Origin of the sequence: Gordonia sp. NPDC127522 (genome assembly GCF_042672305.1) — a bacterium.
Taxonomy (GTDB): Bacteria; Actinomycetota; Actinomycetes; order Mycobacteriales; family Mycobacteriaceae; genus Gordonia; species Gordonia hongkongensis.
Genome location: NZ_JBHXVK010000012.1, coordinates 86,826 through 112,332, shown reverse-complemented (window position 1 = coordinate 112,332; position 25,507 = coordinate 86,826). Strand labels below are relative to the sequence as shown.

29 protein-coding genes are annotated in these 25,507 nt (G+C 68.8%); 22 read left to right on the top strand and 7 right to left on the bottom strand.

The genetic code is table 11. The annotated features are described in order from the left end of the window. The first annotated feature begins 39 nt into the window (after positions 1-39). The 7 genes from ACFVHY_RS17860 to ACFVHY_RS17830 all read left to right on the top strand — a co-directional run bounded on the left by ACFVHY_RS17860 (position 40) and on the right by ACFVHY_RS17830 (position 5,156). A complete protein-coding gene (locus ACFVHY_RS17860) occupies positions 40-204 on the top strand; it encodes a DUF4177 domain-containing protein (RefSeq protein WP_004022081.1) in 165 nt (54 codons plus the stop codon). 2 nt (positions 205-206) lie between these two features. Then, complete coding sequence (locus ACFVHY_RS17855) at positions 207-680, top strand: RidA family protein (RefSeq protein ID WP_390274246.1); 474 nt, start codon at positions 207-209, stop codon at positions 678-680. Positions 681-688: 8 nt separating this feature from the next. Then, positions 689-1,450, top strand: a complete 762-nt coding sequence (locus ACFVHY_RS17850) for a TSUP family transporter (protein ID WP_390274244.1) — start codon at positions 689-691, stop codon at positions 1,448-1,450. Positions 1,451-1,509: 59 nt separating this feature from the next. Next, positions 1,510-2,760 (top strand): MFS transporter, encoded by a 1,251-nt coding sequence (locus ACFVHY_RS17845; protein ID WP_390274242.1) that lies wholly within the window; start codon positions 1,510-1,512, stop codon positions 2,758-2,760. A 40-nt stretch (positions 2,761-2,800) separates the two neighbouring features. Beyond that, positions 2,801-3,037 (top strand): hypothetical protein, encoded by a 237-nt coding sequence (locus tag ACFVHY_RS17840; RefSeq protein WP_390274241.1) that lies wholly within the window; start codon positions 2,801-2,803, stop codon positions 3,035-3,037. A gap of 77 nt (positions 3,038-3,114) precedes the next feature. Then, positions 3,115-4,257, top strand: a complete 1,143-nt coding sequence (locus ACFVHY_RS17835) for a flotillin family protein (RefSeq protein WP_390274238.1) — start codon at positions 3,115-3,117, stop codon at positions 4,255-4,257. A 77-nt stretch (positions 4,258-4,334) separates the two neighbouring features. Further along, positions 4,335-5,156, top strand: a complete 822-nt coding sequence (locus ACFVHY_RS17830; protein ID WP_078111781.1) for an MBL fold metallo-hydrolase — start codon at positions 4,335-4,337, stop codon at positions 5,154-5,156. A gap of 191 nt (positions 5,157-5,347) precedes the next feature. On the opposite strand, the gene ACFVHY_RS17825 is transcribed toward ACFVHY_RS17830, so the two are convergent. Further along, on the bottom strand, positions 5,348-6,022 hold the full coding sequence (locus ACFVHY_RS17825) for a Crp/Fnr family transcriptional regulator (RefSeq protein ID WP_004022089.1): 675 nt from the start codon (positions 6,020-6,022) through the stop codon (positions 5,348-5,350). A gap of 179 nt (positions 6,023-6,201) precedes the next feature. Continuing rightward, positions 6,202-6,465 carry a hypothetical protein gene (locus tag ACFVHY_RS17820; RefSeq protein ID WP_058251089.1) on the bottom strand — a complete coding sequence of 88 codons (264 nt, stop codon included), beginning with the start codon at positions 6,463-6,465 and terminating at the stop codon, positions 6,202-6,204. A gap of 334 nt (positions 6,466-6,799) precedes the next feature. Here ACFVHY_RS17820 and nth point away from each other — a divergent pair, with 334 nt between their 5' ends. From nth to ACFVHY_RS17800, 4 genes are all read left to right on the top strand, one after another. Next, the gene (gene nth / locus ACFVHY_RS17815) at positions 6,800-7,489 is read left to right on the top strand and encodes an endonuclease III (RefSeq protein WP_390274309.1); all 690 of its coding nucleotides are present in this window, start codon (positions 6,800-6,802) and stop codon (positions 7,487-7,489) included. An 80-nt stretch (positions 7,490-7,569) separates the two neighbouring features. Next, entirely contained in the window at positions 7,570-8,190 is a 621-nt protein-coding gene (locus tag ACFVHY_RS17810; RefSeq protein ID WP_240199209.1) for a TlpA disulfide reductase family protein, read from the top strand. Next, the gene (locus tag ACFVHY_RS17805; RefSeq protein ID WP_390274235.1) at positions 8,187-9,023 is read left to right on the top strand and encodes an NUDIX hydrolase; all 837 of its coding nucleotides are present in this window, start codon (positions 8,187-8,189) and stop codon (positions 9,021-9,023) included. Before ACFVHY_RS17810 ends, ACFVHY_RS17805 begins: the two co-directional genes overlap by 4 nt. Then, positions 9,020-10,213, top strand: coding sequence for a MarP family serine protease (locus tag ACFVHY_RS17800; protein ID WP_065630682.1), 1,194 nt, complete (start codon positions 9,020-9,022; stop codon positions 10,211-10,213). Before ACFVHY_RS17805 ends, ACFVHY_RS17800 begins: the two co-directional genes overlap by 4 nt. On the opposite strand, the gene ACFVHY_RS17795 is transcribed toward ACFVHY_RS17800, so the two are convergent. From ACFVHY_RS17795 to acs, 3 genes are all read right to left on the bottom strand, one after another. Continuing rightward, complete coding sequence (locus ACFVHY_RS17795; protein WP_390274233.1) at positions 10,128-11,192, bottom strand: alpha/beta fold hydrolase; 1,065 nt, start codon at positions 11,190-11,192, stop codon at positions 10,128-10,130. The two genes, ACFVHY_RS17800 and ACFVHY_RS17795, sit on opposite strands and share 86 nt — an antisense overlap. A gap of 3 nt (positions 11,193-11,195) precedes the next feature. Continuing rightward, positions 11,196-11,705, bottom strand: coding sequence for a phage holin family protein (locus tag ACFVHY_RS17790; protein ID WP_390274231.1), 510 nt, complete (start codon positions 11,703-11,705; stop codon positions 11,196-11,198). Positions 11,706-11,897: 192 nt separating this feature from the next. Then, entirely contained in the window at positions 11,898-13,838 is a 1,941-nt protein-coding gene (gene acs, locus ACFVHY_RS17785; protein WP_390274229.1) for an acetate--CoA ligase, read from the bottom strand. Between the two features lie 394 nt (positions 13,839-14,232). Here acs and ACFVHY_RS17780 point away from each other — a divergent pair, with 394 nt between their 5' ends. The 9 genes from ACFVHY_RS17780 to ACFVHY_RS17740 all read left to right on the top strand — a co-directional run bounded on the left by ACFVHY_RS17780 (position 14,233) and on the right by ACFVHY_RS17740 (position 21,238). Beyond that, positions 14,233-14,988, top strand: a complete 756-nt coding sequence (locus tag ACFVHY_RS17780; protein WP_390274227.1) for an oxidoreductase — start codon at positions 14,233-14,235, stop codon at positions 14,986-14,988. Positions 14,989-15,943: 955 nt separating this feature from the next. Beyond that, entirely contained in the window at positions 15,944-17,005 is a 1,062-nt protein-coding gene (gene ssd, locus ACFVHY_RS17775; RefSeq protein ID WP_390274225.1) for a septum site-determining protein Ssd, read from the top strand. Then, the gene (locus ACFVHY_RS17770) at positions 17,002-18,210 is read left to right on the top strand and encodes a TadA family conjugal transfer-associated ATPase (RefSeq protein ID WP_390274223.1); all 1,209 of its coding nucleotides are present in this window, start codon (positions 17,002-17,004) and stop codon (positions 18,208-18,210) included. Before ssd ends, ACFVHY_RS17770 begins: the two co-directional genes overlap by 4 nt. Continuing rightward, positions 18,207-19,058, top strand: coding sequence for a type II secretion system F family protein (locus ACFVHY_RS17765; protein ID WP_390274221.1), 852 nt, complete (start codon positions 18,207-18,209; stop codon positions 19,056-19,058). The genes ACFVHY_RS17770 and ACFVHY_RS17765 overlap by 4 nt, the downstream gene beginning before the upstream one ends. Next, positions 19,055-19,678, top strand: coding sequence for a type II secretion system F family protein (locus tag ACFVHY_RS17760; protein ID WP_390274218.1), 624 nt, complete (start codon positions 19,055-19,057; stop codon positions 19,676-19,678). Before ACFVHY_RS17765 ends, ACFVHY_RS17760 begins: the two co-directional genes overlap by 4 nt. A 34-nt stretch (positions 19,679-19,712) precedes the next feature. After that, a complete protein-coding gene (locus tag ACFVHY_RS17755) occupies positions 19,713-20,087 on the top strand; it encodes a VOC family protein (protein ID WP_390274215.1) in 375 nt (124 codons plus the stop codon). 139 nt (positions 20,088-20,226) lie between these two features. After that, positions 20,227-20,475, top strand: coding sequence for a DUF4244 domain-containing protein (locus tag ACFVHY_RS17750; RefSeq protein WP_390274307.1), 249 nt, complete (start codon positions 20,227-20,229; stop codon positions 20,473-20,475). Beyond that, positions 20,475-20,870 carry a TadE family type IV pilus minor pilin gene (locus ACFVHY_RS17745; RefSeq protein ID WP_390274213.1) on the top strand — a complete coding sequence of 132 codons (396 nt, stop codon included), beginning with the start codon at positions 20,475-20,477 and terminating at the stop codon, positions 20,868-20,870. Before ACFVHY_RS17750 ends, ACFVHY_RS17745 begins: the two co-directional genes overlap by 1 nt. Then, positions 20,867-21,238 carry an Rv3654c family TadE-like protein gene (locus ACFVHY_RS17740; protein ID WP_390274210.1) on the top strand — a complete coding sequence of 124 codons (372 nt, stop codon included), beginning with the start codon at positions 20,867-20,869 and terminating at the stop codon, positions 21,236-21,238. Before ACFVHY_RS17745 ends, ACFVHY_RS17740 begins: the two co-directional genes overlap by 4 nt. Positions 21,239-21,256: 18 nt before the next feature. On the opposite strand, the gene ACFVHY_RS17735 is transcribed toward ACFVHY_RS17740, so the two are convergent. Then, on the bottom strand, positions 21,257-21,808 hold the full coding sequence (locus ACFVHY_RS17735) for a hypothetical protein (RefSeq protein ID WP_390274208.1): 552 nt from the start codon (positions 21,806-21,808) through the stop codon (positions 21,257-21,259). Then, complete coding sequence (locus ACFVHY_RS17730; RefSeq protein WP_390274206.1) at positions 21,801-24,128, bottom strand: DEAD/DEAH box helicase; 2,328 nt, start codon at positions 24,126-24,128, stop codon at positions 21,801-21,803. The genes ACFVHY_RS17735 and ACFVHY_RS17730 overlap by 8 nt, the downstream gene beginning before the upstream one ends. Before the next feature lie 337 nt (positions 24,129-24,465). Between ACFVHY_RS17730 and ACFVHY_RS17725 the strand changes: the two genes are divergently transcribed. Beyond that, entirely contained in the window at positions 24,466-24,669 is a 204-nt protein-coding gene (locus ACFVHY_RS17725; protein ID WP_004022110.1) for a cold-shock protein, read from the top strand. Between the two features lie 173 nt (positions 24,670-24,842). Next, positions 24,843-25,427, top strand: coding sequence for a hypothetical protein (locus tag ACFVHY_RS17720; protein WP_390274204.1), 585 nt, complete (start codon positions 24,843-24,845; stop codon positions 25,425-25,427). The last annotated feature ends 80 nt before the right edge of the window (positions 25,428-25,507 follow it).

Sequence of the window (25,507 nt, the reverse complement as noted above, 5' to 3'; positions counted from 1 at the left end):
ACACCTTATCCATTGGCCGTCGCCAGATAGGGTGAGTCCATGAGTGAAGTGACCGCGTGGGAATACGTAACCGTGCCGCTGCTGACGCACGCCACGAAGCAGATCCTCGATCAGTGGGGCGCAGACGGTTGGGAACTGGTTTCGGTTCTGCCCGGTCCCACCGGCGAGCAGCACGTCGCATACCTGAAGCGACCGAAGGGCTGACCATGGCGACCACGTGGACCGATCGACTGGCCGAACTGGGCATCGAACTCCCGTCGGTGGTGCCACCGGTGGCGAGCTACACCCCGGCCGTGCGCACCGACAACCTCGTCTACACCTCGGGACAGCTGCCCATCGTCGACGGCGAACTGTCGGCGCGGGGCAAGGTCCACGAGGGCGCCGAAGGCGTCGTTCGGCCGGATGAGGCGACTGCGGCAGCCCGGGTCTGTGCGCTCAATGCCCTCGCCGCGATCCACGCGCTGGTCGGGATCGACTCGGTCGTCCGGGTGGTCAAGGTCGTGGGGTTCGTCGCGTCCGCACCGGGTTTCACCGGGCAGCCGGCGGTGATCAACGGGGCCTCGGACGTCCTCGGTGAGATCTTCGGCGACGCCGGCGTGCACGCCCGGTCCGCTGTCGGGGTCGCCGAACTCCCGCTCGGTGCACCGGTCGAGGTGGAACTGATCGTCGAAGTGGCCTGACGTCTCCGTTGGACGTCGCGCTGCTGATCGCGGCGGCCGCCGCGGCCGGATGGGTCGACGCCGTGGTCGGCGGCGGTGGCCTCGTGCTGATCCCGGCGATGTTGATCGCCCAGCCGGGGTTGCCGATCGCGACGGCCCTGGGGACCAACAAGCTGGCGGCGGTCTTCGGGACCGCGTCGGCGGCGTGGCGCTACGTGCGGCACGTCCGGATCGATCTTCGTCGCCTGATCCCGGTGTTCGTTGCGGCGCTCGTCTTCTCGGCCCTCGGCGCGTCGGTGGCCGTCGTCCTGCCCACCGAGATCTTCACGCCGATCGTGCTGGTCATGCTGGTCGGCGTCGGACTGTTCGTCGCGCTCAATCCCGGCTTCGGGACCGACGCGTCGACGGGACCGCGCTCGCGCGTCTCGACGATCGCGGGTCTGGTGCTCGCCGGTGTGGTCGTGGCCTTCTACGACGGGGTGATGGGTCCCGGGACCGGTACGTTCCTCATCATCAGCCTGACCGCGCTGGTCGGGACGAGTTTCCTGGAGAGCTCGGCGATGGCGAAGGTCATCAACACCGGTACCAACCTCGGCGCCCTCACGGTCTTCGGCCTGCAGGGAAATGTGCTGTGGCTCTTGGGACTCGGCTTGGCCGTCGCCAACATCGTCGGCGCCCAGATCGGCTCGCACATGGCGATCGGCCGCGGCAGTTCGTTCGTGCGGTGGGTCCTGCTGGCCGTCGTCGTCGTGATGGTGGGGAAGCTCGGGTACGACCTGATCGTCGGCTGAAACCGCGCCGGGGTGCGATCCGACTTGGCGGGCGCCGGGTCAACGTCGATGCTGATCGGGTGAACATCGACGCCGCCTCCAGTCGCCTCGCCGTGCAACGGCGGACCATCGTCCTGCTGTGCACGGCCCAGATCCTGGCCGGCCTGTCGATGGGCGGAGCCCTGGCGCTCGGGGCGATCCTCGGCGAGGAACTGTCGGGAACGGCGTCCCTGGCCGGCATACCGACGACCGTGGTCACGCTGGGGGCCGCGGCCGCCGGTCTCCCGTTGGCGTCACTGGCCGCCGGACGCGGGCGGCGTCCCGCGTTGACCACGGGCCTGGTGATCGCCGGGGTCGGTTCGCTGGTCGTGGCCGCCGCCGTCGATCGCGGCTGGTTCGCGTTGATGCTCGTCGGGATGGCCGGGGTGGGGTCGGGCACCGCGGTGAGCCTGCAGGCACGTTTCGCGGCAACGGATCTGTCGTCGGCCGGCACCCGTGGCCGCGACCTCTCGCTCGTGGTGTGGACGACGATGGTCGGCGCGGTGATCGGGCCGGCGGTGGTCCCGGTCGGCGCCACCGTCGCCGGGTGGTTCGCGATGGTCGATCTGTCGGGTCCGTTCCTCGTGGGTGCGGTCGGGTGCTTCGGGGCGGCGGCCGTGCTGTTCGTCGGCCTCCGCCCCGACCCGCTGGTCGTGGCGACCGGCGAGACGGATGGTGGTCGTGTCAAAGTGTCGCTGGCCGAGGGGCTCTCGGCGATCACGCACTCGCCGCCGGCGCGGGCCGCGATGGCCGCGGTGGTGTCGGCGCACGCGGTCATGGTCGGGGTGATGGCGCTGACGCCGGTCCACATGCATCACGGCGGCGCCTCGGTGACGCTGGTCGGCCTGTCGATCAGCGCGCACATCGCCGGAATGTACGCGCTCGCACCGGTGATGGGCCTGCTCGCCGACCGGGCCGGCCGGATCCCGGTGATCCTCGGCGGTCAGGCGACACTCGTCGTCAGCTGCGTCGTCGGATTCGTCTTCGCGGAATCGCAGACGGGTCTCGTCGTCGCGCTGGTCCTGCTCGGCGTGGGATGGTCGGCGTCGACCGTGGCGGCCTCCACGCTCCTCACCGACAATGTCGACACCGCGCGACGCGCACCGGCGCAGGGGGTTTCGGACACCGCGATGAGTCTGGCCGGCGCCGCCGCGGGCGCGCTCTCCGGACTCGTCGTCGGGGCCTTCGGCTACGGGGTGCTGGTGCTCGGCGCCGCTGTGATCGCGGTGCTGACGGCGGCCTACGTGGTGCTCGACGGTGTTCGCGACCGACGACGGACCGCCATGGCCTAGGGTTCGACACACGGATCGGGGACACTGGGGAGGCCGTCGGATGGCAGCATCGCAACTCGTCGGGCGTACCGGGACGGTGACGATGTCGATACCGGGCGGCGAACTCCTCGGGGAGATCGAACTGCCGTTGGCCGGCGGAACCGAGCGGTTCCTCGCCCGCGCCGCCGCACCGATCGGCCTCGACGCGCCCGTTCTGGTCATCGCCGAACGTTCCGGCCGAGTCGTCGACGTCGAGCCATGGCTTCCGGTCCCGGGCACGGCGAACCGAACCATGTGAACAACCGATCGTCGAAAGGTCCCGGATGCGGCAGGATCTGACGTCGACACATATCGCCTGCCGCTCGAGGAGAGACCATGCTCGGCTACTACGTTCCCGAACCCGACGAGGCGATGCTGATCTCGGGCGCCAAGTCCGACTTCGACGATGCGCCGTTCGTGGTCGTCGTCGGGCACGGGAAGTGGGTCATGCCCTTCTTCCGGAAGGTCCGTTTCCTGTCGATGGCGTTGCACGAGGCGACGATCCGCGAGGTCTGTGTGACGACCCAGGGTATCCAACTCAACGTGCGGGCGGTCATCGCCCACAAGGTCGGCAATGACGTGGCGTCGATCGTCAACGCCGGACAGCGCTTCATCTCCGAGCAGGAGAACGAGATGAATCAACTGACCGGACAGATCTTCTCGGGTCACCTGCGTTCCATCGTGGGCTCGATGACCGTCGAGCAGATCATCCGCGAGCGCGACACCCTGGCCCGTCAGGTGCTCGACGCGTCCAAGCGTGAGATGGGATCGATCGGTCTCGTCGTCGACTCGTTCCAGATCCAGTCGATCGACGACATGGATTCCGGTTACATCAACGCGCTGGCTGCCCCGAACATCGCCAAGGTGCAGCGCGAGGCGGCGGTCGAACGTGCTCGCGCCGACCAGGAGTCGGCGAAGGCGCAGCAGGAGTCGCTGCGGAACCAGGCCGACTACGAGCGGGAGACCGCGATCAAGCGGGCTGCGATCAAGGCCGAGACCGACAAGGCCAATGCCGAAGCCGCCCAGGCCGGTCCGCTCGCGCAGGCGCGGGTCAACCAGGAGGTCATCCGCGAACAGTCCGTGCTCGCGCAGGCGCAGGCCGAACTCCGTGAGCAGGAGCTGATCTCCGAAGTGGTGAAACCGGCCGAGGCCGAGGCGCTACGACGACAGATCATCGCCGAGGCGGAGGCCAAGGCGGTCGAGATCCAGTCGGCGGCCGCCGCACAACACAACCGCATCGCCCTCGATCAGCAGCTCATCGAGGCCCTGCCCACGCTCGTCGGCGAGGTCGCCAAGGGCCTCAGCACCGCGAACCTCACCGTGTACAACGGGGCCGAGGGCGTCAACGAGATCATGACCGGTGTGATCACCCAGGGTGCCGCGCTGCTGCGCAGCCTGCAGGATCAGGTGGCGCCCACGGTGGTGGACGGGTCGGCCGGCGAGCAGTCCGTGAACGGTACCCCGGTCGGCGGGGTCTGACCCGGGGATCGACTCGGCGTGGTCGGATCGTCGGGCTTCGCCCGGTTCCTCGCACCGAGTGGATAGGCTCGGGGACCATGAGCTCACCGAACGACGCCGCACCCACGCACCCTGCCTACGGGGTGCTGCGGGAAGTGACCCCCTTCGCGTCGGTCCTGCTGTGCGACAACTCCGGGATGATGGAACTCGACGGCACGAACACCTACGTGCTGCGCGCTCCCGGCAGTGAGGAATGCGTGGTCGTCGACCCGGGACCGCCGAAGTACAAACACCACGCCCGGCGCCTCGCCGAATTGCCCGGGGTCGCACTGGTCTTGGTGACCCACCGGCACTTCGACCACACCGGCGGGGTGTCGCGCCTGCACAAGCGCACGGGTGCGCCGGTACGCGCTCGGTTGGAGAAGCACTGCCGCAACGGGGCGCCACTGCGGGACCGTGAGGTGATCGAGGCCGCGGGTCTGCGGATCACGGTGCTGTTCACCCCGGGACACACGGGGGATTCCGTCAGCTTCCTCGTCGAACACGACGGACAGCGTGCGGTCCTGACCGGCGACACGATCCTCGGGAGTGGCACGACCGTGCTCGATCCCGCCGACGGCGGGTTGCGCGACTATCTGAACTCGCTGAACCGTCTGATCGTCGAAGGGGAAGGAGCGGCACTGCTCCCGGCGCATGGCCCGGACCATCCCGATCTGGGGCCCGTCGCGCGGTACTACAAGGCGCATCGCGAGGAGCGGATCGACCAGATCGTCGCCGCTCTGGACACGATGGGTGTCTCGGCCCGCGACGCGAAGCCGATGAAGGTGGTGCGCAAGGTGTACTCCGACGTCGACAAGAAGCTGTGGCCCGCCGCGCGGATGTCGGTCAAGGCGCAGTTGGAGTATCTGCGCGAGGCCTGACCCTTCGAGGCTCGCTTCGCTCGCACCTCAGGGAGCGGGGAGAAGCAAAGCCGCTCGCGCCGCGGGGAGCGGGGAGGAGCAAAGCCGCTCGCTCCCGGAGGAGCGAGCGGCTTCGTGGTGAACTCGAGTCAGCGCGAGCGCAGCGACTTGCTCTCTGCTCCCTGAGGAGCGAGCGCAGCGAGCGACTCGAGTCAGCGCGCGCGGCGCGCGAGACGCTCGGAGTCGGCGATGAGGACGCTCTTGCCCTCCAGGCGCAGCCATCCGCGCTGGGCGAAGTCGGCGAGCGCCTTGTTGACGGTCTCGCGCGATGCGCCGACGAGCTGGGCGATCTCTTCCTGGGTCAGGTCGTGGGTCACGCGCAGCGCGCCGCCCTCCTGGGTGCCGAAGCGCTGCGCGAGTTGCAGGAGCTGCTTGGCGACGCGACCGGGGACGTCGGTGAAGATGAGGTCGGCGAGGTTGTTGTTGGTGCGGCGCAAGCGGCGTGCCAGCACGCGCAGCAGCTGCTCGGCGATCTCCGGACGGTCCTTGATCCACGCCTTCAGCGCGTCACGGTCCATCGACACCGCGCGGACCTCGGTGACCGTCGTCGCCGACGAGGTTCGGGGCCCGGGATCGAAGATGGAGAGTTCGCCGAACATGTCGGACGGGCCCATGATCGTCAGCAGGTTCTCGCGTCCGTCGGGCGAGCGTCGGCCGACCTTCACCTTGCCGGACATGATGATGTAGAGCCGATCGCCGGGCTCGCCTTCGTGGAAGATCACGTGTCCGCGAGGGAAGTCGACGGGCTGAAGCTGCTTGGTCAGCGCCGCGACGGCGGAGGGCTCGACGCCCTGGAATATGCCCGCCCGCGCCAGTACTTCTTCCACCTAGGGAACCTTTCTCGAATCTCTCTACAGCCCGCGTCAGATCGCGCCGTTGGCTACGCTACCCCGCGCACAAGCATATGTGTTGGATGGGTCACTGGAAGCTCATTGCGGGTGTGTCCGATTGGCGGAGTGTCGATGAGGTGACCGGGCGGGACCACTGCGGGTTCGGCGACGGCCGGTCAGCTGGCCCGCTGCGGCGATTCGGTGTGGCCGGACACCGCTGATTCGTGACGGGTGACCCGGCGGTCGCGGAGTTCGTCGAGCGCGGCCGGCATCCCCTCGCGGGCGAGGGTCTGGACATTCTGGGCGTCGGCCGAGTCGAGGAAGTCCTCCACCTCATCGCGTGAGACCGCCGAGCGGTCGATCCGGGACTGGACCTTGTCCATGCCCATGGCGAACAACATGAGTACAGCCGGGAACAGCAGCGCCGCGAGACCGTGCATGGGGACAAGTAAACACAATCGACCCGCCCGGAACCGCATCGAGAGGGCCGCCGTCATTGACTTGTTACCTGACCGTAGGTTGCGCGTGAGCACCCCGATGTGGCCGTGACCAGCTCTTCTCCCAGGGCGAACACGCGGTTCTGACCTGCGGTGATGTTCCGTTCAGGGGGTGTACGAGAGTGCTTCGCCCCGGTGTCGGAGGCCAGCGGAATCGGGCTCCGCCGTGCGCATCGCTAACCTGAATCAGGTGAGCGCACGCAAGTCTGCGGCCGCGGGACCGACCCCGGCACGCAAGCAGGAGACCCATCTCGGATTGGTCCGGCGCGCTCGACGGATGAATCGGACCCTCCAGGTCGCCTTCCCACACGTGTACTGCGAACTCGACTTCACCGACCCGCTCGAGCTCTCGGTGGCGACGATCCTGTCGGCGCAGTGCACCGATGTCCGCGTGAACATGACCACCCCCGCGCTGTTCGCCAGATACCGGACGGCCGCGGACTATGCCGGGGCGGACCGCACCGAGCTCGAGGAGATGATCCGACCCACCGGCTTCTACCGGAACAAGGCGAACTCGATCATCGGACTCGGGCAGGCGCTCGTCGAGCGGTTCGACGGGGAGGTCCCGGGCAATCTGAAGGACTTGGTGTCCCTGCCCGGTTTCGGGCGCAAAACCGCGAACGTGGTGCTGGGCAACGCTTTCGGTGTGCCCGGCATCACCGTCGACACTCACTTCGGCCGCCTGGTCCGGCGCTGGCAGTGGACCGAGGAGACCGATCCGGTGAAGGTCGAACACGCCGTCGGCGAGCTGATCGAGCGACGGGAGTGGACGGACCTGTCGCACCGGGTGATCTTCCACGGCCGACGGGTGTGTCATGCGCGCAAGCCGGCGTGCGGGGTGTGCATCCTCGCCAAGGACTGTCCGTCGGTGGGCGCCGGACCGATGGACAAGGCCGAGGCCGCGGCCTTGGTGAAGGGGCCGGAGACCGAGCATCTCCTCGCGCTGGCCGGGATCGCGGCCCCGTGAGCGAACCAAGCGGGCCGGCGTCACCCCGGGGTTCTCGTTTCCCACCTGCCGCGCGGTGGACCGTGGTCTTCGTGGTCGTGATGATCGCGCTGATCGTGGCGATCTGGCCGCGCGGGGACGATCCGTCGCCGATGTCGAGCGCACCGCCCTCGTCGAGTGGAGTCCGCCCGATCGATGCGCCGGTGGACGAGGCGCGTCTGGCGGAGGCGCGTAGCACCGCCGACCTGCCGGACTGCCCGGTCACCGGACTGCCGGAGTCGCCGGACTCCGTCCTCGACGGCGTCGTCGAACCCTGCTTGAGTACCGGAGCGCCCTACGACCTCGGTGCCTCGACGGCCGGCCGGCCGCTCGTCATCAACGTCTGGGCGCAGTGGTGCGGTCCGTGCAAGACCGAGCTGCCCTACTTCGAGGAGTTCGCCGCGCGGGCCGGCGACCGGGTCACGGTGCTGGCCCTGCACGCCAAGGAAGGCGGTAGCAACCCGTTCTTTCCGCTGACGCTGCTCACCGAGATCGGAGTCCGCTTGCCGTCCGTGCTCGACCTCGACGGAAAGGTGGCCGCAGCCATCAACGCGCCCAGGGTGTTCCCGTCGACCGTCTTCCTTCGACCCGACGGCACGGTCGCCGAGGTCTATCCCGGTGTCTTCGACAGTCCGGAGGAGATCGCCGATTCGGTGGCCGAGCATCTGGGCGTGCGGATATGAGCGGGCGTTCGCGCGCCGATGCGGGACCGCTGGTCCCGCGTGACGAGATCCCGCCGTGGCTGCGGGCGTTGACCGACGATGTCAGCGCCGTCACGACAAGCGTCGACAACCGCGGCGGTGATCGATCGCGCTGGGCGTCGATGTTGCCGACCAACTCCCGGTCGGCGGCCGTTCTGATCCTGTTCTCGGGTTCGTGGCAGTCGGCCGACGATCATCCCGGTGGGGTGCCGGCCGACGCCGAGGTCCTGCTGACCGAGCGCGCTCCCACACTTCGCCAGCACAGCGGGCAGGTCGCGTTCCCCGGGGGCGCGGCCGATCCCGGCGACGACTTCCCGGTGGGCACGGCGCTGCGCGAGGCAGCCGAGGAGACCGGCCTCGACGCCTCCGGGGTGACCATTCTCGCGACCCTGCCGAGCTTTCCCGTCGGGGTCTCGGGCTTCGACGTCGTCCCGGTGATCGGTTACTGGCACCGCCCGAGCGAGGTGCGCGTCGTCGACCGAGGCGAGACCGCGCGCGTGGACCGGATCAACCTGCGCGAGTTGCTGAACCCGGACAACCGGTTCCAGGTCCGCCGCAAGGCGGTCGGCATCGTCTACCAGGGGCCCGCGTTCTTCGTCGACCAGTTGCTCGTCTGGGGATTCACGGGTGGGCTCATCGCCGCCATCAGCGAGGTGTCCGGCTGGGACCGTCCGTGGGACTCCGCCGACGTTCGTTCGCTGGAGAAGATGATCGAGCTCGCCGGGAGCCGGCAGGAATCCGGGTTCGCGGAGCTGCACCCGGACGACCGCGACGTGGTCGATGCCGGTAACGCCGAGTCCGGAGGTGCCCGATGACCGGCTCGACGTGGGTCGACATCATCGTGATCGGCATCGCGCTGCTCGCGGCGGCCAGCGGGTACCGGTCGGGTGCGGTCGCCTCGGCCCTGGCGTTCATCGGAGTCGCACTCGGCGCCGTCGCCGGTCTGCTGCTCGCGCCCCGCCTGATCGAGCAGTTCGACGATCTGCAGGTGCGGGTGCTCGCCGGGATTCTGGTGCTGGTCGTGCTCGTGGTCGTCGGCGAGGTGGCCGGCATGGTCTTGGGACGTGCGGCTCGCGGTGGCATCCGGTCGCCCGGGCTGCGCGCCGTCGACAGCGGTGTCGGCTCGCTCCTGCAGGTGGTCGCGGTGTTGCTGGCCGCGGGCCTGCTGGCGATTCCGCTTCGCGAGTCCGCCGATCCGGCGATCGCCGGGGCGGTTCGGGACTCGAAGGTGCTCACCGGGGTCGACGCGGTGTCGCCGCAGTGGGTCGACGACATCCCGGACGACTTCAAGGCGCTCCTGGACAGTTCGGGACTCCCGAAGCTCCCGTTCGTCAGCACCCCGTCGACGAACGTCGACCCTCCTGATCAGGCGCTGGCCGAACTGCCGGTGGTGACGCAGGCGCGTCCCAGCGTGGTGAAGATCGAAGGCGTGGCGCCGAGCTGCCGGCAGGCTCTCGAGGGGAGCGGGTTCGTCGTCTCTCCGGAGCGCGTCATGACGAACGCGCACGTGGTCGCGGGCACCGAACGTCTGGAGGTCCAGACCTCGACGGGGGCGCAGCTCCCGGCGCGCGTCGTGCTCTTCGACAGCGAGAACGACATCGCGGTCCTCGACGTCCCGGGCCTCCGGGCGCCGGCCCTGCGGTTCGCCTCACGCCCCGCGTCGACGGGGGACGACGCCATCGCACTCGGTTTCCCCGAGGCCGGACCGTTCTACGTGAGCCCGCTGCGGGTGCGTGCGGTCTTCGCCCACACCGGTGACGACATCTACCGGACCGGGCAGGTGACCCGTGAGGTCTACGCCGTCCGCGGTCTGATCCGGCAGGGCAATTCGGGTGGGCCGCTGCTCAATTCGGACGGCGAGGTGCTCGGCGTGGTCTTCGGCGCGGCCGAGAATGCCGCCGACGAGACCGGTTTCGTGCTCACCGCCCGTCAGGTGCGCTCCGACTTCGACGAATCCGAGCGACGAAGCGAGCGGGTGAGTACGCAACGCTGCGTCCTCGCCTGACCTTGCGGGCCGATCGGCGCGTGCCGTCGGCGGTGGGTGCGGGTTCGTGGCGTAGGAACTCGCGGATGTGCTCGGTCACCGCGGCCGGTTGTTCTTGATGGACGAAGTGGCCGCTGCCCTCGACCTGCCGGTACGTCTGGTGCGCCGCCCACCGGTGACTGTCGGCCATCGCGTCGTCGAGGATGTACGGGTCGTCGCGGCCCCGCAGGGCCAGCACGGGGAGATGCAGCCGCTGGTCCATCAGTTCCATGAAGCGGGCGCCGTCGGGTCGGAACTGCGAACGGAACGCCCAGCGCCGGTACTCCAGGCTGCAGTGCGCGACGTTGGGTATCAGCATGGCCGACCGGTTGAGTTCGACGGTGTGCGCGTAGTCGGGTTCACCGCGCCAGGGAGCAGACGACCGTTCCGCGAAGTAGTCGGACACGAAGGCCGCGTCGTCGCGGGTGACCTGCCGTTCACCGAGGCGGGGGATCTGGTTGCGCAGGAACAGCGGCAGGAACTGTGCGCGTTGTGCCTTGTCGCGCAACACGCGTCGACGCAGGGCGCGGGGGTGCGGGGACGCGATGACGACGATCCGGTCGACGACGCGTGGGTGCAGCGTGGCGGTCGCCCAGCAGACCAGGCCGCCGTCGGAGTGTCCGATCAGGGTGGCCCGGGTGTGTCCGAGCGCGCGGACGAGGCCGTTGGTGTCGCCGGCCAGGGTCCAGCCGTCGTAGCCGCGCGGTGGTTTGTCGGTGTCGCCGTAACCGCGGAGGTCGACGGCGACGGCGCGGAAGCCGGCGTCGGTGAGTGCGGTCAGCTGATGTCGCCAGCTCCACCAGAACTCGCCGAAACCGTGCAGCAGCAGTACGAGCGGGCGGTCGTCGGCGGGAACGCCGGCGGGCTGGACGGCGTGGAAACGGACTCCGTTGGCGCGGACGTCGAGATGCTCCCAATCACCCGGGAGACGAACGGTCGAGGGGTCGGGCTCCTCGCTCACGGATCACCCTTCGCGGGCGGGCGGGATTCTCGGGTGCGTGGAGGTGTCGTGCGCCGCGCCGCGGTGGGGCAGGACGGTCGGCAATTCGTTGACCGTCTCGATCGTCTTCGCGGGTCCGCGCACGCGTTTGAAGAACAGGTATCCGACGAACGCGGCGATCAGGGTGACCGCCACCAGGATGAGGAACACGATGAGGAACGCCAGCCAGCGCCAGACCCACTCGTCGAGCAGTTCGGCGAGGAAGAAAAAGAAGAAGAAGCTCGCGTAGAGCGCCATCACACCGGCGACGATGAGCAGCCCGGTGCCCGCGCCTGCCTTCTTGGCCTCGGTGACCAGCTCGGCCTTGGCCAGCGCGACCTCGGATCGGAACAGGGTGGAGACACTGGCGGTCGCGTCCTTGACCAGGCTTCCGATCGTCGGTTCGCCGTTGCGGCCGGCGTTGGCGTCGGAGAGCGGGATCGACGGGACGGAGTCCCGGCCCGCGTCGGGCAGGCCGTGCTCGTTGGGGCTCACAGAATCCTCCGTTGTTCGGCTGATGGCCATATGTTGCCATGCGTGGGCGATCGGGGTGGCGAGCCACCCGTCGAATGGGGTGGCGAGCCACCCGTCGAATGGAGCGGCGAGCCACCCGTCGAATGGAGTGGCGCGAAGACGGACAGGGCCTGCCGACCTCAGGTCGGCAGGCCCTGGAGAACTCGAACGGCCTCAGGCCTTCTTCGCGCGGATCGCTTCGAAGACCGAGGGGTCGACGAGGGTGGAGGTGTCGCCGAGTTCGCGTCCTTCGGCGACGTCCTTGAGCAGGCGGCGCATGATCTTGCCCGAGCGTGTCTTGGGCAGTTCGGGCACGACGTTGATCTCCCGGGGTTTGGCGATCGGCGAGATCTCCACCGACACCTGCTGGCGCAGTTCGGCGATCAGCTGGTCCCCGGTGTTCTCCACGCCCTCGCGCAGGATGACGAAGGCGACGATGCCCTGGCCGGTGGTCTCGTCGGCGGCGCCGATGACCGCGGCTTCGGCGACACCGGAGTGCCCGACGAGCGCGGACTCGACTTCGGCGGTGGAGATGCGGTGGCCCGAGACGTTCATGACGTCGTCGACGCGTCCGAGGACCCAGAGGGCGTGGTCCTCGTCGTAGCGGGCGCCGTCGCCGGCGAAGTACCAGCCCTGCTCGGCGAACCGTGACCAGTACGTTTCGCGGAAGCGCTCGTCGTCGCCCCAGATGCCGCGCAGCATCGACGGCCACGGCTGGTCGAGTACGAGGTAGCCCTGCTCACCGGCGCCGACGGGGTTGCCCTGGTCGTCGACGATGTTGGCGCTGATGCCGGGCAGTGGCTTCATCGCCGATCCCGGCTTGGTCGCGGTCACGCCGGGCAGCGGCGAGATCATGATGGCGCCGGTCTCGGTCTGCCACCAGGTGTCGACGATGGGCGCGGAGTTGCCGCCGATGACCTCGCGGTACCACTTCCAGGCCTCGGGGTTGATCGGTTCGCCGACGCTGCCGAGCAGCCGGATGCTGGACAGGTCGTGGGCGTCGGGGATCTCCCGTCCCCACTTCATGAAGGTGCGGATCAGGGTCGGCGCGATGTAGTAGATGGTGACGCCGTACTTCTGGATGATCTCGAAGTGGCGGTGTTCGTTGGGGGAGTTCGGGGTCCCCTCGTAGACGACCTCGGTCGCGCCGTTGGACAGCGGACCGTAGACGAGGTAGGAGTGGCCGGTCACCCAGCCGATGTCGGCGCCACACCAGAACACGTCGCGGCCTTCTTTGTGGTCGAAGACGTAGTGGAACGTGTAGCTGACCTGGGTGAGGTAACCGCCGGAGGAGTGGACGATCCCCTTGGGCTTGCCGGTGGTGCCCGAGGTGTAGAGCAGGAACAGTGGGTGTTCGGCGTCGAAGGCCTCGGCGTCGTGGGTGTCGGACTGTACGTCGACGGTGTCTTCCCACCACACGTCGCGTCCTTCGACCCAGTTCAGGTCGGGGTCGTGGTTGGTACGACGCACGACGAGGACCTTCTCGACGGATCTCGCCGCGTCGTCGCCGGCGCCGAGCGCCTCGTCGACCTGGGTCTTCAACGGCGCCGGCTGGCCGCGGCGGTACTGCCCGTCGGTGGTGATGACGAGCTTGGCCTCGGCGTCGTCGACGCGGGAGCGTAGCGCTCCGGAAGAGAAGCCGGCGAAGACCACGGAGTGGGTGAGTCCGAGGCGGGCGCAGGCGAGCATCGAGATCAGGGCCTCGGGGACCATCGGCATGTAGATGGCGACGCGATCGCCGGCGACCAGCCCGATGGAGGCGAAGTAATTGGCGGCTTTGCTGACCTCGGCGAGCAGCTGGCTGTAGGTGAGGTCGCGGGTGTCGCCGGGTTCACCGACCCAGTGGATGGCGACGCGGTCGCCCTTGCCTGCGGCGACGTGCCGATCCACGCAGTTGACCGCGACGTTGAGCTTGCCTCCGACGAACCACTTGGCGAACGGGGCGTCGGACCAGTCGAGGGTGGTGGTGAAATCGGTGGCCCAGTCCAGCCGCCGGGCCTGCTCGGCCCAGAACTCGAGGCGATCGGCATCGGCATGGTCATACATCTCGGCGGTGCCGTTGGCCTGGGCGACGAACTCGTCGGAGGGAGGAAATGCCTGGACGGTGGAGGACATCGGTGACAAGGGCCTTTCGCTGTCGACGGCGGTCACCCAACAGTAGGGTGACCGGGCGTCAGAACGGGCAATCAGTGTGAGCGTAGTCACGTCGCGGCCTAGGCTGAAACCGTCCGGTATGCGAGCGTGATCGATTGGCGACGAACGGCGGGTGGGCGGCGACGAGCGGTCGGGATGCCCTCTGGACCGCGCCGACGACGGGAGCGATGCGTTTCAGTCAGTCAACTGACGAACACGGTGGACAATTGCAGGTGCGCAATATCTGAAACGGTGACTAACAATGGATCGTCGGTATCTATTCGGTTGACGCCGCGGGTCTTCGAATCGGTAGCCCTGATCGACCGAACCGAGGGCGACCTGGAGAGCGGTCCGCGGCCGCAACTATCGTCGGTTCGTGACCACCGACCCACTGTTGCCCCTGCTGGAGCTGCCCGGCGTCGCCGCCGCCGCCGATCGAGCACGGGATGCCCTGTCCGCAGTGCACCGGCACCCCGCCAACCTGCGGGGATGGGACAAGACCGCCACCGAGGCGTCGTGGCGGGCGGGCCGGTCCTCGGCCGCGATCGACGGGGGAAGTGTCGAACTTCGACGCGATGGCGACTTCGACGATCCGATCCTGGCCGGCGCGATGCGGGTATCGCAGGCCCTCGACGGCGATTCTCTGCTCACACTCACCTCGGTGATCCGCCGAGCACCCGCACAGGCGTTGGCGAGGTTGCACACCCTCGCCGCCGCGGACCTCGTCGACGACCCGGAAGTTCTCGGGCGGCCCCGGAGTGGGACGGATGTCGCCGAACGTCTCAACCTGTTGGGCCAGTTGACAACCGGAGCCACCTCGGTTCCGGCGCCGGTGCTCGTGGCGGTGGTGCACGGCGAGCTGCTGGCGGTCGACGCCTTCCCCGCTGCCAACGGTGTCGTCGCTCGTGCCGCGTCCCGGCTCGTCGGCGCCGCGACCGGGCTGGACCCGCACTGCCTCGGCGTGCCGGAGGTGACCTGGTTCAAGCGGGTCGGCGACTATCGCACGTTGGCGACGAGCTTCGGGGCGGGTACCGAGTCGGGGCTGCGGGACTGGATCATCTTCTGTTGCGAGGCCCTGGAAGCCGGTGCAGCCGAGGCGAAGTCGATCGCGGACGCGGCCCGGTCGGCGTAGTCTCGCGCGGTCTCGAACACGGCCCGGACAGCACTGCGGGCGGCCGCCGGCGTCGTAAACGACGCGGTTGCCGCCCGCGTAGCACGGACTCAAGTTACCAAGCGTGCTTGGTGGGTTGTGGTCACCGCCTCGGCGATTGATCACGAGTCGGGATTGCTGACCGTCCACGTGCTGCCAGCTGTGGGCCATTCCTCTCGGGCCTGGCGCCTCACGAGAGGAAGGCGGTGGCGCATCGAGTGGTGGCGGTCGGTCGTCCTGACTGTGATGTCGCAGGCGCACAACACTTTTGCCATATGCGGCGTGCTCCGCGTGGGTGCTTGCCGCCCGTGCTGGGAAGTGCTCGGCGTGGGGGTCCGTTCCTTCTCTTCCGGATCGAACTTGGCCTTCCGAGATTCCGTAACCACTGTTCTACACCGTGACGCCGATCACATCAAGCGTTCGGCGCCGGAATGTTGAACGACTTGCGATTGGCGACGAAACACGCTGTGACGCACAATCTTCGACGGAATCGGCTGATGGTTCGGGGGCGGTAGGTGTCCGATCCGGGGTTCGGCGGCCTCGAGCGGGAACGTTGCAAAGACGTTGCGCGATTCGCGGGCCGGAATCGCGATTCCCGAATATGCGCCCGGAACGGGCGTCGCATTCGATCTTCTGGTTACTCGGCAGTAGAACGGACATTAGTGAATGGGATTGTTGTGCTTGCAAATAATCCAAAACCGTGTGTATAGTCATCGGTACCCGGTTCTCATACCGGTGCGTTTCAGCCCGACCCCCCGGGGCTGAAACGTGACGACCCCGGCCTCCTCCCCCCCTGGCCGGGGTTGTCCTCTGTCTGGGGTCTTTTGTATCCCGAGACCCCGTCGGTCACGAGAGTTTGTCCACAGCCTCCGTCGCCGTCCCCAACCGCCTGCGATCCCACCCGTTGCAATGCCGCACCTGCCGCATGATCGGCTGCATGCCCGATGAACTCCTGGTTCTCGTAGATCCCGACCTCCACGACGACGTCGCTCGCTGCGCCGCCGCAGCCGGATACCACGTGCTCAGCGCGCCGGCGGACGACTGCCGTCGCGAATGGCTGACCGCCCGGGCCGTCGCGGCCGACCCGTCCGCGATCACTGTTCTCGCCCGGGTGCGCCCACCTCGGCGACCCGGTCTCGTACTGGTGAGTGCGGCCGAACCGGGAGCACACATCTGGCGGATGGCGATGGAACTGGGCATCGAAGACGCATCGACGCTCCCGGCCGACGAAGGACGCCTCGTCCGGGTACTGACGGAGTGCCGGGTACCCAGACGCCGACCCGCGGGTGTCGTGGCGCTCATCGGTGCTCACGGTGGTGCCGGGGCGTCGACCCTGGCCGCGGCGGTCGCGCTGACGTCGGCAGGTACCGAGTCGCCCACGCTGCTGCTCGACCTCGACGACATGGGCGCCGGAGCCGATCTCCTGCTGGGCGTCGAGCGCCGCCGCGGGCTGCGGTGGCAGGATCTCTCGCTCGACGGCGGCGTCGTCGGCGGTACGGCGCTCCACCAGGCGTTGCCGAGCGCGGGCGAGGGCCTGGCGGTGTTGACCTCGCAACGCCGGCCGAGCGCCGGGTTGAGTGTCGAGGCGGTCACCGCGGTCATCGACGCAGGACACACCCATGGTGATCTCGTCGTGCTCGACCTGCCCCGGTCCGACGCGCCGGTGGTGCGCGCCGCGATAGCGTCCTCCGATGTCGTGGTGGTGGTGACCACGCCCACCGTCGGCGGATGCGCCGCGGCTCGACGCATCGTCGACCGTGTCGTCGGTGACGAGGTGGCCGTCGAGCTGGTGGTGCGCGGTCCGTCGCCCGGCGGGTTGCGTCCGCAACAGATCGCGGATGCCATCGGACTCCCACTGCTCGCCGCCTATCGGCCGGAGCCCCGTCTCGCGGGGCGGCTGGAGGGTGGTCCGTTGCGGTTGCGGCCCCGCAGTCCGCTCGGACGCGCGGCTCACACCGTGCACGCCAGGGTCGCCGAGCGCCGACAGCGTGCGTCGTGACCCAGGCGCGAATCGACGGACCGGCCGACGAGGCGCTGCTGGACCGGGTTCGTTCGCGACTGGCCGCCGATGCGGCCGACCCGAGTCCGGCCGTCATCGCCGACGCGATCCGCGCAGAGGCCGGGGGAGTGCTGGGTGACACCGACCTGCTCGCCGCCCTCCGCTTCCTGCAGACCGAGCTGACCGGGGCGGGCAAGCTCGAGCAACTCCTCGCCGAACCCGGCATCGCCGACATCCTGGTCGCCGGTCCCGCCGAGGTCTGGGTCGACCGCGGATCCGGACTCGAGCAGACGACGATCCGCTTCCCGGACGAGGCGTCGGTACGCCGCCTCGCGGGTCGGCTGGCCCTGGGGGCCGGGCGGCGGCTCGACGACGCCCAGCCCTGGGTCGACGGGCAGCTGTCGAACGTCGGTCGGCGCGGATACACCGTTCGGCTGCACGCGATCATCCCGCCGCTTGCCGCGGACGGGACGTGTATCTCCTTGCGGGTCCTGCGTTCGGCGTCCAAGGATCTGCCAAGCCTCGTCGAGAGCGGCGCGATCCCGTCCGCGGTGGTGCCGATCATCGGGGACATCCTCCGGAACCGCCTGGCATTCCTGGTGATCGGCGGCACCGGGACCGGCAAGACGACCCTGCTCAACGCATTGATCGGAGCGATGGATCCGCGCGAGCGGGTTGTCTGCGTCGAAGATGCGCTCGAACTGGCCCCGCGCCATCCGCAGGTGGTGAGGTTGGTCGCGCGCGCGTCGAATGTCGAAGGCGTGGGCGAGGTGCCGGTGCGGATCCTGGTCCGTCAGGCACTTCGGATGAGACCCGACCGGATCATCGTCGGAGAGGTTCGCGGCGGTGAGGTCATCGACCTCCTCACCGCGCTGAACACCGGGCACGACGGAAGTGCCGGCACGGTCCACGCGAACTCGACCTCGGAGGTGCCGGCGCGGATGGAGGCCCTCGCCGCCCTCGGAGGCATGGCCCGCGACGCACTTCACAGTCAGCTGGGTGCCGCACTGCAGGTGGTGCTCGGCGTGGCGCGCAACGCGGGCGGGACCCGCGGACTCGCCGAGATCGGGGTCGTCCGGCGCGACGACGCCGGACGCGTGACGATCGTGCCGATCTGGTTGCGGAACAGCGGTTTCACGGCGGAGCGCGATCACTTCGACCGGTTGGTCGCCGGGCGTGGGCCGGTGTCGGGGGACCGACGATGATGTCGACGCCGGTCGCCGTCTCGCTGGTCCTGGGAGCCGTGGGCGTCGCTGTGCAGCTGTCGGCCGCGCCGCGAGCGAGACACCGACTCCAGACGGTGTCCGGACAACCCCGCCACGCCCGGAGATCGGCTCCGGCTGTGCTGATCCCGATGACGGTCCCGTTCGGGGCACTCCTGATCGGCGGGTTGGCGGCCGCCGTCGCTGCCGCGATCGTCGTGACGGTCGTGCTGTGGGTACGTCGGCGGCGGTCGGCCGAGAAGCGCCTCGACCGCCAGTCGGACGACTTGCTCCTCGCGCTGTCGCTGATGATCGCCGAACTGTCGGTGGGTGCGCCACCGGTCCGGGCCTGCGAGGTCGCGGTCGCCGAACTCCGACGTCGCGATCCCGATGACCCGGTCACCGGAGCGGAGATCGCGAACGGCTTGGAGGCGATGGCGTGCCGGGCCGCCCTGGGCGGGTCGGTGATCGACCCGGTGTCCGGGGTCGGCTCGGCGGGCAGGACCTCGGGCGAGGCGTCCTGGCGTCGTATCGGCGTGGCCTGGCAGATCGCCGAAGACCGCGGCCTGCCGATGGTCGACCTGCTCGGCGCGGTGCGCTCGGATCTCCAGGCGCGGCGTGGCTTCGCGGATCGGACACGAGCCGGACTGTCGGGACCGCGGGCAACGGCGGCGGTCCTCGCCGGTCTGCCATTACTCGGGATCGCACTGGGCCAGGCGACCGGTGCGGGTCCGATCCAGGTCCTCCTCGGCGGTGGCCTGGGTGGAATCCTGCTGGTGGTCGGGTGCGCTCTGGTCGCGGCGGGGATCGGCTGGTCCGAGCGCATCACCGGCAAGGTGCTGGCACGATGATCGCCGGCGGCCTCACCGCCACTGCGTGTGCGGCGGTGCTGCTCGCGGCCGCGCTGTGGATCTGGCCCGCGCCGCGCTGGCTGCTCTATCGGGTGACCGATCCGCCACCGCCGGCCGATCGCACGCCGCGGTGGCTCGGTGCCGGTCCCACCGCCGACGACCCGTTCGCGGTCGCGGCGGCCTTCGATCTGTTCGGCGTGTGTCTACGCGCGGGTCTGCCAGTGGGGACCGCGGCCTCGGTGGTCGCCGAACGCGCGCCGGCGTCGATGGCGGCGCCCCTCGCTCACGTCGCCGACCTGCTGCAGCTGGGCGCCGATCCGGATGCGGCATGGTCGGCCCTGCTCGACGGACCGGACGGCGAGACGTCCGACGACCATCTCGATGCACTCGCCGCGATGGCGCGCCGGTCGGCGCGGGCCGGTTCGTCGCTGGCGGGCGGCCTCGCCGAACTCGCCGATGATGTTCGACGCCGGGCGCACGACGAGGCCCTCGCCGCCGCCGAACGGGCCGGTGTCGCGATCAGCGGCCCGCTCGGACTGTGCTTCCTGCCCGCGTTCATCTGTCTCGGGATCGTCCCGGTCGTCGTCGGGCTCGCCTCGTCGGTTCTGGGTTCGATCTGACGTGCTTGTCGGTGCGACGACGCACACTGTCCCCATGACCGACTCCGGGCACCGACACCACGCCATCGACTACATCGAACTCGCTGTCACCGACTCGGCCGCGGCGCAGGCGTTCTACTCAGCTGCGTTCGGCTGGCAGTTCAACGATTACGGCCCCGCGTACGCGGGGATCGCGAATCCGGGCGGCCCGGACCTGCCCGAGGTCGGGGGTCTCGCGACGAGCGAGGTCGCAGCCGTACGCGGTGGTCCGCTGGTGCTGCTCTACTCCGACGATCTCGACGCCTCAGTGGAGCGGGTGCGCGCGGCGGGTGGCGAGATCGTGAACGGCCCCTATGCTTTTCCCGGTGGTCGTAGGTTCCACTTCACGGATCCGAGCGGCAACGAACTCGGGGTGTGGTCGACCTCGTAGCCGGCAATCGTCCGGGTTTGCGCTGGAACGGCAGGGTCGGAAAATCCGAGGGATCCGAACGGCGACGCGCTGCGTCCAAGTACGTGCAACACCGTTCGCTCGGTTCCATCGACTCCCAGGAGAGACCATGTCACGCACCATGTTCCGGACCCACGACGCCACCGAAGCCGCCGCGCCGCACGAGCGGAGGGATGCGATCGGACGTCTCGGCGCGCACATGACGCGCCTGATGGCCGACGAGGAGGGCATGTCCACGGCGGAGTATGCGATCGGCACCATCGCCGCGGCGGCGTTCGGCGCGATCCTCTACACGGTGGTCACCGGTGACAACATCGTGAGTGCCCTGACGGGCATCATCGGAAAGGCGCTCAACACCTCGGTCGGTTGATGACACGCCGAAAGGGGTTGCGACGCCTGCTCGCCGACGAATCGGGCCTCGTGACCGTCGAGGCCGCGTACGCGATCGCGGCGATCGTCGTCATGGTGCTCATCGCCGTGGGTGCGGTCGCCGCGGTGACCACCCAGATCCGCTGTACCGACGCGGCGCGCGAGGTGGCTCGCCTGTCCGCTGCGGGTGATGCTTCGGGGCGCGAGGTCGCGCAACGGCTGGTCGGAGACGATGCGCGGGTGTCGATCTCGGATGCGGACGATCGGGTCGTCGTGGTCGAGGTCCGATCGGGTGTGGCGATGCTGCCGGGTCTCACGGTGTCGGCCCGGGCGGTCGCGGCCAAGGAGCCGACCGGTGGGGATCAGGTGGTGTTCGCGCCGGGGGTGGGGCCATGACGCGCCGTCGTGGGCTGATCGCCGACGACGACGGTCACGCAACGGTGTTGGGCGCATTCGTGATCGCGGCCCTGGCTGCGGTTCTCGTGATGGTGATCTATGTCGGGGCAGCGGTGCTCGCCCGCCACCGCGCCCAGTCGGCGGCCGATCTGTCCGCTCTGGCCGCGGCGATCGATCATGCCGCGGGTGAGCCGAATCCGTGCGCGGCGGCACGAGATCTGAGCCGCCGACAGGACTCCGGCGCCGAGCTCGTGGAGTGCCGTACCGCCGGAGACGATGTGGTGGTGACGGTTCGGGTGCCGGTGGTACTCGGGAGTTTCGGGACGAGCGCCGCCACCGCCCAGGCGCGCGCGGGACCGGTGGACTGACCCTGCCGAAGGACGGCTCTACCCGAGACCGTCGGATTCGACGGAGATCCGCTTCGGATACACGCGGATGGACTGCATGGGCGCGAACCACAATTGGTGGAAGTGCACGTCGGTGTCGCCGCGATAGGCGAGTTCGAGCGAATCGGTCCCGGTGTTGAGCGGAATCCACGATCGGGCGGCCCGGACGAACGACGACCAGTGGATGAGTTCCCCCTCGGTGAGGAAACCGCCTGCTGCTGCCCAGGTTTCGCCGGACTGGGCATCGGTGGACGCCAGATAGACCTCACCGAGGGAGGCGGAGACCCGCGGACCGACCATCGCCGTCTGCAGATACCACTGTGCCGTCGTCACGACATCGGTGAAACCTCCGGAGCGGGCCGCGCACCAGGCGTAGTGGAGGTCCAGGGCGTCGAGCGCCTCGTCTTCGGAGAAGAACACGTCGCGCTCGCCGATGGACGACGGCAACTGGTCGGTGTTCTGCGTCGGGCGGGCGAGCAGGAAGAACGCACGAGAGGGTCGGGTGACCTGGCGATACGTGTGGGTCCCCCGGTCGGATGCCTCGTCATGCATGGGCCAAGTATTCCCGACGGAGAAGATCCAGGACGGCTACTGCGCCATTCTTGTCGAGCGGATCGTTACCGTTGCCGCATTTGGGACTCTGGACGCAGGATGGGCAACCGCTCTCACAACCGCAGCTGGCCACGGCGTCTCGGGTGGCGTCGATCCAGGTCAGGAACGCCGAATGCCCGCGTTCGGCGAAACCGGCACCGCCCATGTACCCGTCGTAGACGAAGACCGTCGGCAGACCGGTGTCCGGGTGGAGGTCGGTCGAGAGTCCACCGATGTCCCACCTGTCGCAGGTCGCAACCAGAGGGAGGAGGCCGATGGCCGCGTGTTCAGCGGCGTGCAACGAACCGGGCAACCGGGTCTCGTCGATACCGGCGTCGGCGAGTGCCTCCGGTGTGAGGGTGTACATCACGGCTCGGGTGCTCAGCGTCTGCTCGGGCATGTCGAGTTCGACGGCGTCGAGCACCTCTCCGGTGCGCAACGTGCGCAGGTAGCCGACGACCTGATGGGTGACGTCGACCTCCACGAACGCGACCGTCAGCGGGCCGAATCGCCGGCTCGCGAGCGTCGCGGTGATGCTGATGTCCGTCGTCTCCCGCGCCGACGTCGTCCAGTCCGGGTCCTCCGGATGCGCCAGCGCGAGACCGTCGTCGAGGTCGAGCTCGTCGACGAGATAGGTCTCGCCCTGGTGGATGTGGACGGCGCCGGGGTGCACCGTCGACATGGCCCGGCCGGTGTCGACGGTACCGAGCAGCTGCGATGTCGTGGTGTCGACGATCAGGACCTGCCCGCCGATCCCGCCGCGGATGTCGACGTCGGCGTGGGGTTCGGTCCCGGCGGTGACGTACCAGCCGGACTTACGTTTGCGCAGCAGGCCGTCTGCGGCCAGGTCCTGCGCCACGTCGCGGGCGTTCCAGGCGTCGATCTCGCTGTCCGACAGCGGTTTCTCCATGGCGGCGCACAGCAGGTGCGGACCGAGGATGTACGGGTTGGCGGGGTCGGTGACCGTGGCCTCGACGGGTTTGCCGAGGAGTGACTCCGGATGATGCACGAGGTAGGTGTCGAGCGGGTCGTCGCGGGCGACGAGCACGACGAGCGAGTCGCCGGACTCGCGCTGGCGTCCCGCGCGCCCGGCCTGCTGCCAGAACGAGGCGACCGTGCCGGGGTACCCGCTGACGATCACGGCGTCGAGTCCGCTGATGTCCACGCCGAGTTCGAGCGCATTGGTGGTGGCCACGCCGAGCAGTTCACCGTCGGAGATGGCCTTCTCCAGACGTCGCCGATCGTCGGCCAGGTATCCCGCCCGGTACGCGCCGACCCGGGACTCGAGCTCGGGGGCGCTCTGTGACAACAGGTGTCGTGCGCTGAGTGCGGTCAGCTCGACGCCCCGCCGGCTCCGGGCGAAACACAGTGTACGAGCACCTTCCACCACGAAATCGGCCAGCAGCCGGGCGGATTCGGCGCCGGCCGAGCGTCGCACGGGTGCACCGTTCTCCCCGGTGACCACCGGCAGGAAATCGGGCTCCCAGAGGGCGACGGTCCGCTCCCCGCGGGGAGATGCGTCCTCGGTCACCGCGACGGCCGGTTCACCGATCAACCGGCCCAGCGCCTCCGCCGGTTCGGCGACCGTCGCACTCGCGCCGATGACGACCGGATCGGCACCGGCGGCCCGCGCGATCCGCAGCAGACGCCGCATCACCAGGGCGGTGTGGGACCCGAACACGCCACGGTAGTGGTGACATTCGTCGACGACGATGAATCGCAGATGCCGGAAGAACTGACGCCATCGGTGGTGATGGGACAGGATGCCGATGTGCAGCATGTCGGGGTTGGTGAAGATCCAGCGCGAATGGGCGCGCGCCCACTGCCGGATCTCGGGGTCGGTGTCGCCGTCGTATGCGCACGGTTGGAGGTGCCCGAACTCCGGTCGTCCGGCGATGATCGAGGACACCGCCCGGATCTGGTCGGCGCCGAGAGCTTTTGTCGGCGCGAGGTATAACGCGGTCGCATTCTTTTCGTTCAGCAAAGAAGTGAGAATGGGCATTTGATACGACATCGATTTGCCCGATGCGGTCCCGGTGCAAATGGCTACATGATTGCCGCGGAATGCGGCGTCGGCCGCGCGCGCCTGGTGAGTCCACACCTTCTCGATGCCGTTGTCGGCGTAGGCGTCGATCAGGGGTTGCGGCACCCACTCCGGCCAGGCGTCGAAAGACGGTGAGCGCGATGGGATTACCGAGAGGTGGGTGAGGGGGGAGGGGTCGGCGTCGGACCCCGCGAGGGTGCGGGCCAACAGGCCTGTCCCGAATGTGGAGTACTGCATCTTCTGGTGAGAACTCTTCGAAATAGTGGTGCAGCGACGGGTCTCCGACCTGCGTCGATGTTACCGGCTGGTGTCGTTGGTCTGAAGTTTGACGAGGTTTTGACTCACTTTGGTTCGTGTGACTATCGCTGGGGGGCCGAACATGATTGACTGGTTCCGGCCGCAGCTTTCGCGACCCACCGCCCGGTGGGCGACAAGCATGTTGCAGCCGTGGTACTGAGGTTAGTTTGGCGGATCGATGCAGATCTTCGCGGGGCTCTTTGAGGTATGGCGGTCGACCGGCCACGACACGATGACCCATCGTGTCGCGACAGTTGATATGTAAAGGATTGCAAGAATGGCACAGGGAACTGTGAAGTGGTTCAACGCGGAAAAGGGCTTCGGCTTCATCGCGCCTGATGAGGGTTCCGACGACGTGTTCGTCCACTATTCCGAGATCCAGGGATCCGGTTTCCGCACCCTCGAGGAGAACCAGCGGGTCGAGTTCGAGGTCGGTCAGGGCACCAAGGGGCCGCAGGCCACCGGCGTCCGCGCTGTCTGAGAAGACCCGCGTGTGACTGCACCACGCAGTCGGGGCAAACCACCGCTCCCGTTTCGATTCGTCGAGGCGGGAGCGGTTTGTTGTCTGGCTCCTGTTCCGTAGCGCTCCGCGCGTCGTGAACCCGCCACCGGAACCGGCCACCTGTTTCCGGGACACAGCACTAGTCTCGACTCGTGGGCCAGTTGTCGTTTTTCTCCGCGGAGACCGAACAGCCCGCGTACGCCGACCTCGCGGGGCTGCTCGCGGCGCACGGACAGGCCGTCCGCTCCGAAACCGGTACGCGGGTCTCGATCGTGGTCGCCGACCGTTGGCGGGCAGAGCAGATCGTCGTCGAGATGCGTGCGGCCGGCCTCGAAGCCGAGTCGACGGTCTCGGACGAGGGCACCCCGCTGGCCCGGACCGCGCCCTGCCATGAACTCGATCCCCTGCACGCGGCCTGGTCCGCGGGAGCGGTCAAGGCGATGCCCCCCGGTTGGGTTCCGAGTTTTCGGGCCCTGCGCCTGTGGGTGATCGCCGCCGGTCACTTGGATGCCGGCCGCTACCAGCTCGGATTGGATCCCCACGCTCCGGATTCGCACGCGGCACTCGCCACGGCGCTGATGCGGGTCGGCATCGCACCAACCCTCGTCGGTACGCGCGGGCAGTCCCCGGCCCTGCGGATCGCAGGCCACCGGCGCCTGTCCCGGTTGCACGAGTACGTCGGTGTGCCGCCCTGTGCCGAGGCCGTCGCCGACTGGCCTCCGGTCGACGAGCATTAGTCATGCCGCATTCGAGCCGTTGAGCTGCTACAACGGGTCGGAACGGTGTCGGATCGGTCACCTCGCCGGGTCCGAGACGG

Coding starts and splice junctions, on each gene's coding strand:
- ACFVHY_RS17735 (WP_390274208.1), bottom strand. CDS start 21,808: ATGCATGACGAGGCATCCGACCGGGGGACCCACACGTATCGCCAGGTC.
- ACFVHY_RS17860 (WP_004022081.1), top strand. CDS start 40: ATGAGTGAAGTGACCGCGTGGGAATACGTAACCGTGCCGCTGCTGACG.
- ACFVHY_RS17725 (WP_004022110.1), top strand. CDS start 24,466: ATGGCACAGGGAACTGTGAAGTGGTTCAACGCGGAAAAGGGCTTCGGC.
- ACFVHY_RS17755 (WP_390274215.1), top strand. CDS start 19,713: ATGACCGACTCCGGGCACCGACACCACGCCATCGACTACATCGAACTC.
- ACFVHY_RS17750 (WP_390274307.1), top strand. CDS start 20,227: ATGTTCCGGACCCACGACGCCACCGAAGCCGCCGCGCCGCACGAGCGG.
- acs (WP_390274229.1), bottom strand. CDS start 13,838: ATGTCCTCCACCGTCCAGGCATTTCCTCCCTCCGACGAGTTCGTCGCC.
- ssd (WP_390274225.1), top strand. CDS start 15,944: ATGCCCGATGAACTCCTGGTTCTCGTAGATCCCGACCTCCACGACGAC.
- ACFVHY_RS17745 (WP_390274213.1), top strand. CDS start 20,475: ATGACACGCCGAAAGGGGTTGCGACGCCTGCTCGCCGACGAATCGGGC.
- ACFVHY_RS17730 (WP_390274206.1), bottom strand. CDS start 24,128: ATGCAGTACTCCACATTCGGGACAGGCCTGTTGGCCCGCACCCTCGCG.
- ACFVHY_RS17765 (WP_390274221.1), top strand. CDS start 18,207: ATGATGTCGACGCCGGTCGCCGTCTCGCTGGTCCTGGGAGCCGTGGGC.
- ACFVHY_RS17810 (WP_240199209.1), top strand. CDS start 7,570: ATGATCGCGCTGATCGTGGCGATCTGGCCGCGCGGGGACGATCCGTCG.
- ACFVHY_RS17840 (WP_390274241.1), top strand. CDS start 2,801: ATGGCAGCATCGCAACTCGTCGGGCGTACCGGGACGGTGACGATGTCG.
- ACFVHY_RS17805 (WP_390274235.1), top strand. CDS start 8,187: ATGAGCGGGCGTTCGCGCGCCGATGCGGGACCGCTGGTCCCGCGTGAC.
- nth (WP_390274309.1), top strand. CDS start 6,800: ATGAATCGGACCCTCCAGGTCGCCTTCCCACACGTGTACTGCGAACTC.
- ACFVHY_RS17855 (WP_390274246.1), top strand. CDS start 207: ATGGCGACCACGTGGACCGATCGACTGGCCGAACTGGGCATCGAACTC.
- ACFVHY_RS17820 (WP_058251089.1), bottom strand. CDS start 6,465: ATGCACGGTCTCGCGGCGCTGCTGTTCCCGGCTGTACTCATGTTGTTC.
- ACFVHY_RS17800 (WP_065630682.1), top strand. CDS start 9,020: ATGACCGGCTCGACGTGGGTCGACATCATCGTGATCGGCATCGCGCTG.
- ACFVHY_RS17835 (WP_390274238.1), top strand. CDS start 3,115: ATGCTCGGCTACTACGTTCCCGAACCCGACGAGGCGATGCTGATCTCG.
- ACFVHY_RS17760 (WP_390274218.1), top strand. CDS start 19,055: ATGATCGCCGGCGGCCTCACCGCCACTGCGTGTGCGGCGGTGCTGCTC.
- ACFVHY_RS17740 (WP_390274210.1), top strand. CDS start 20,867: ATGACGCGCCGTCGTGGGCTGATCGCCGACGACGACGGTCACGCAACG.
- ACFVHY_RS17830 (WP_078111781.1), top strand. CDS start 4,335: ATGAGCTCACCGAACGACGCCGCACCCACGCACCCTGCCTACGGGGTG.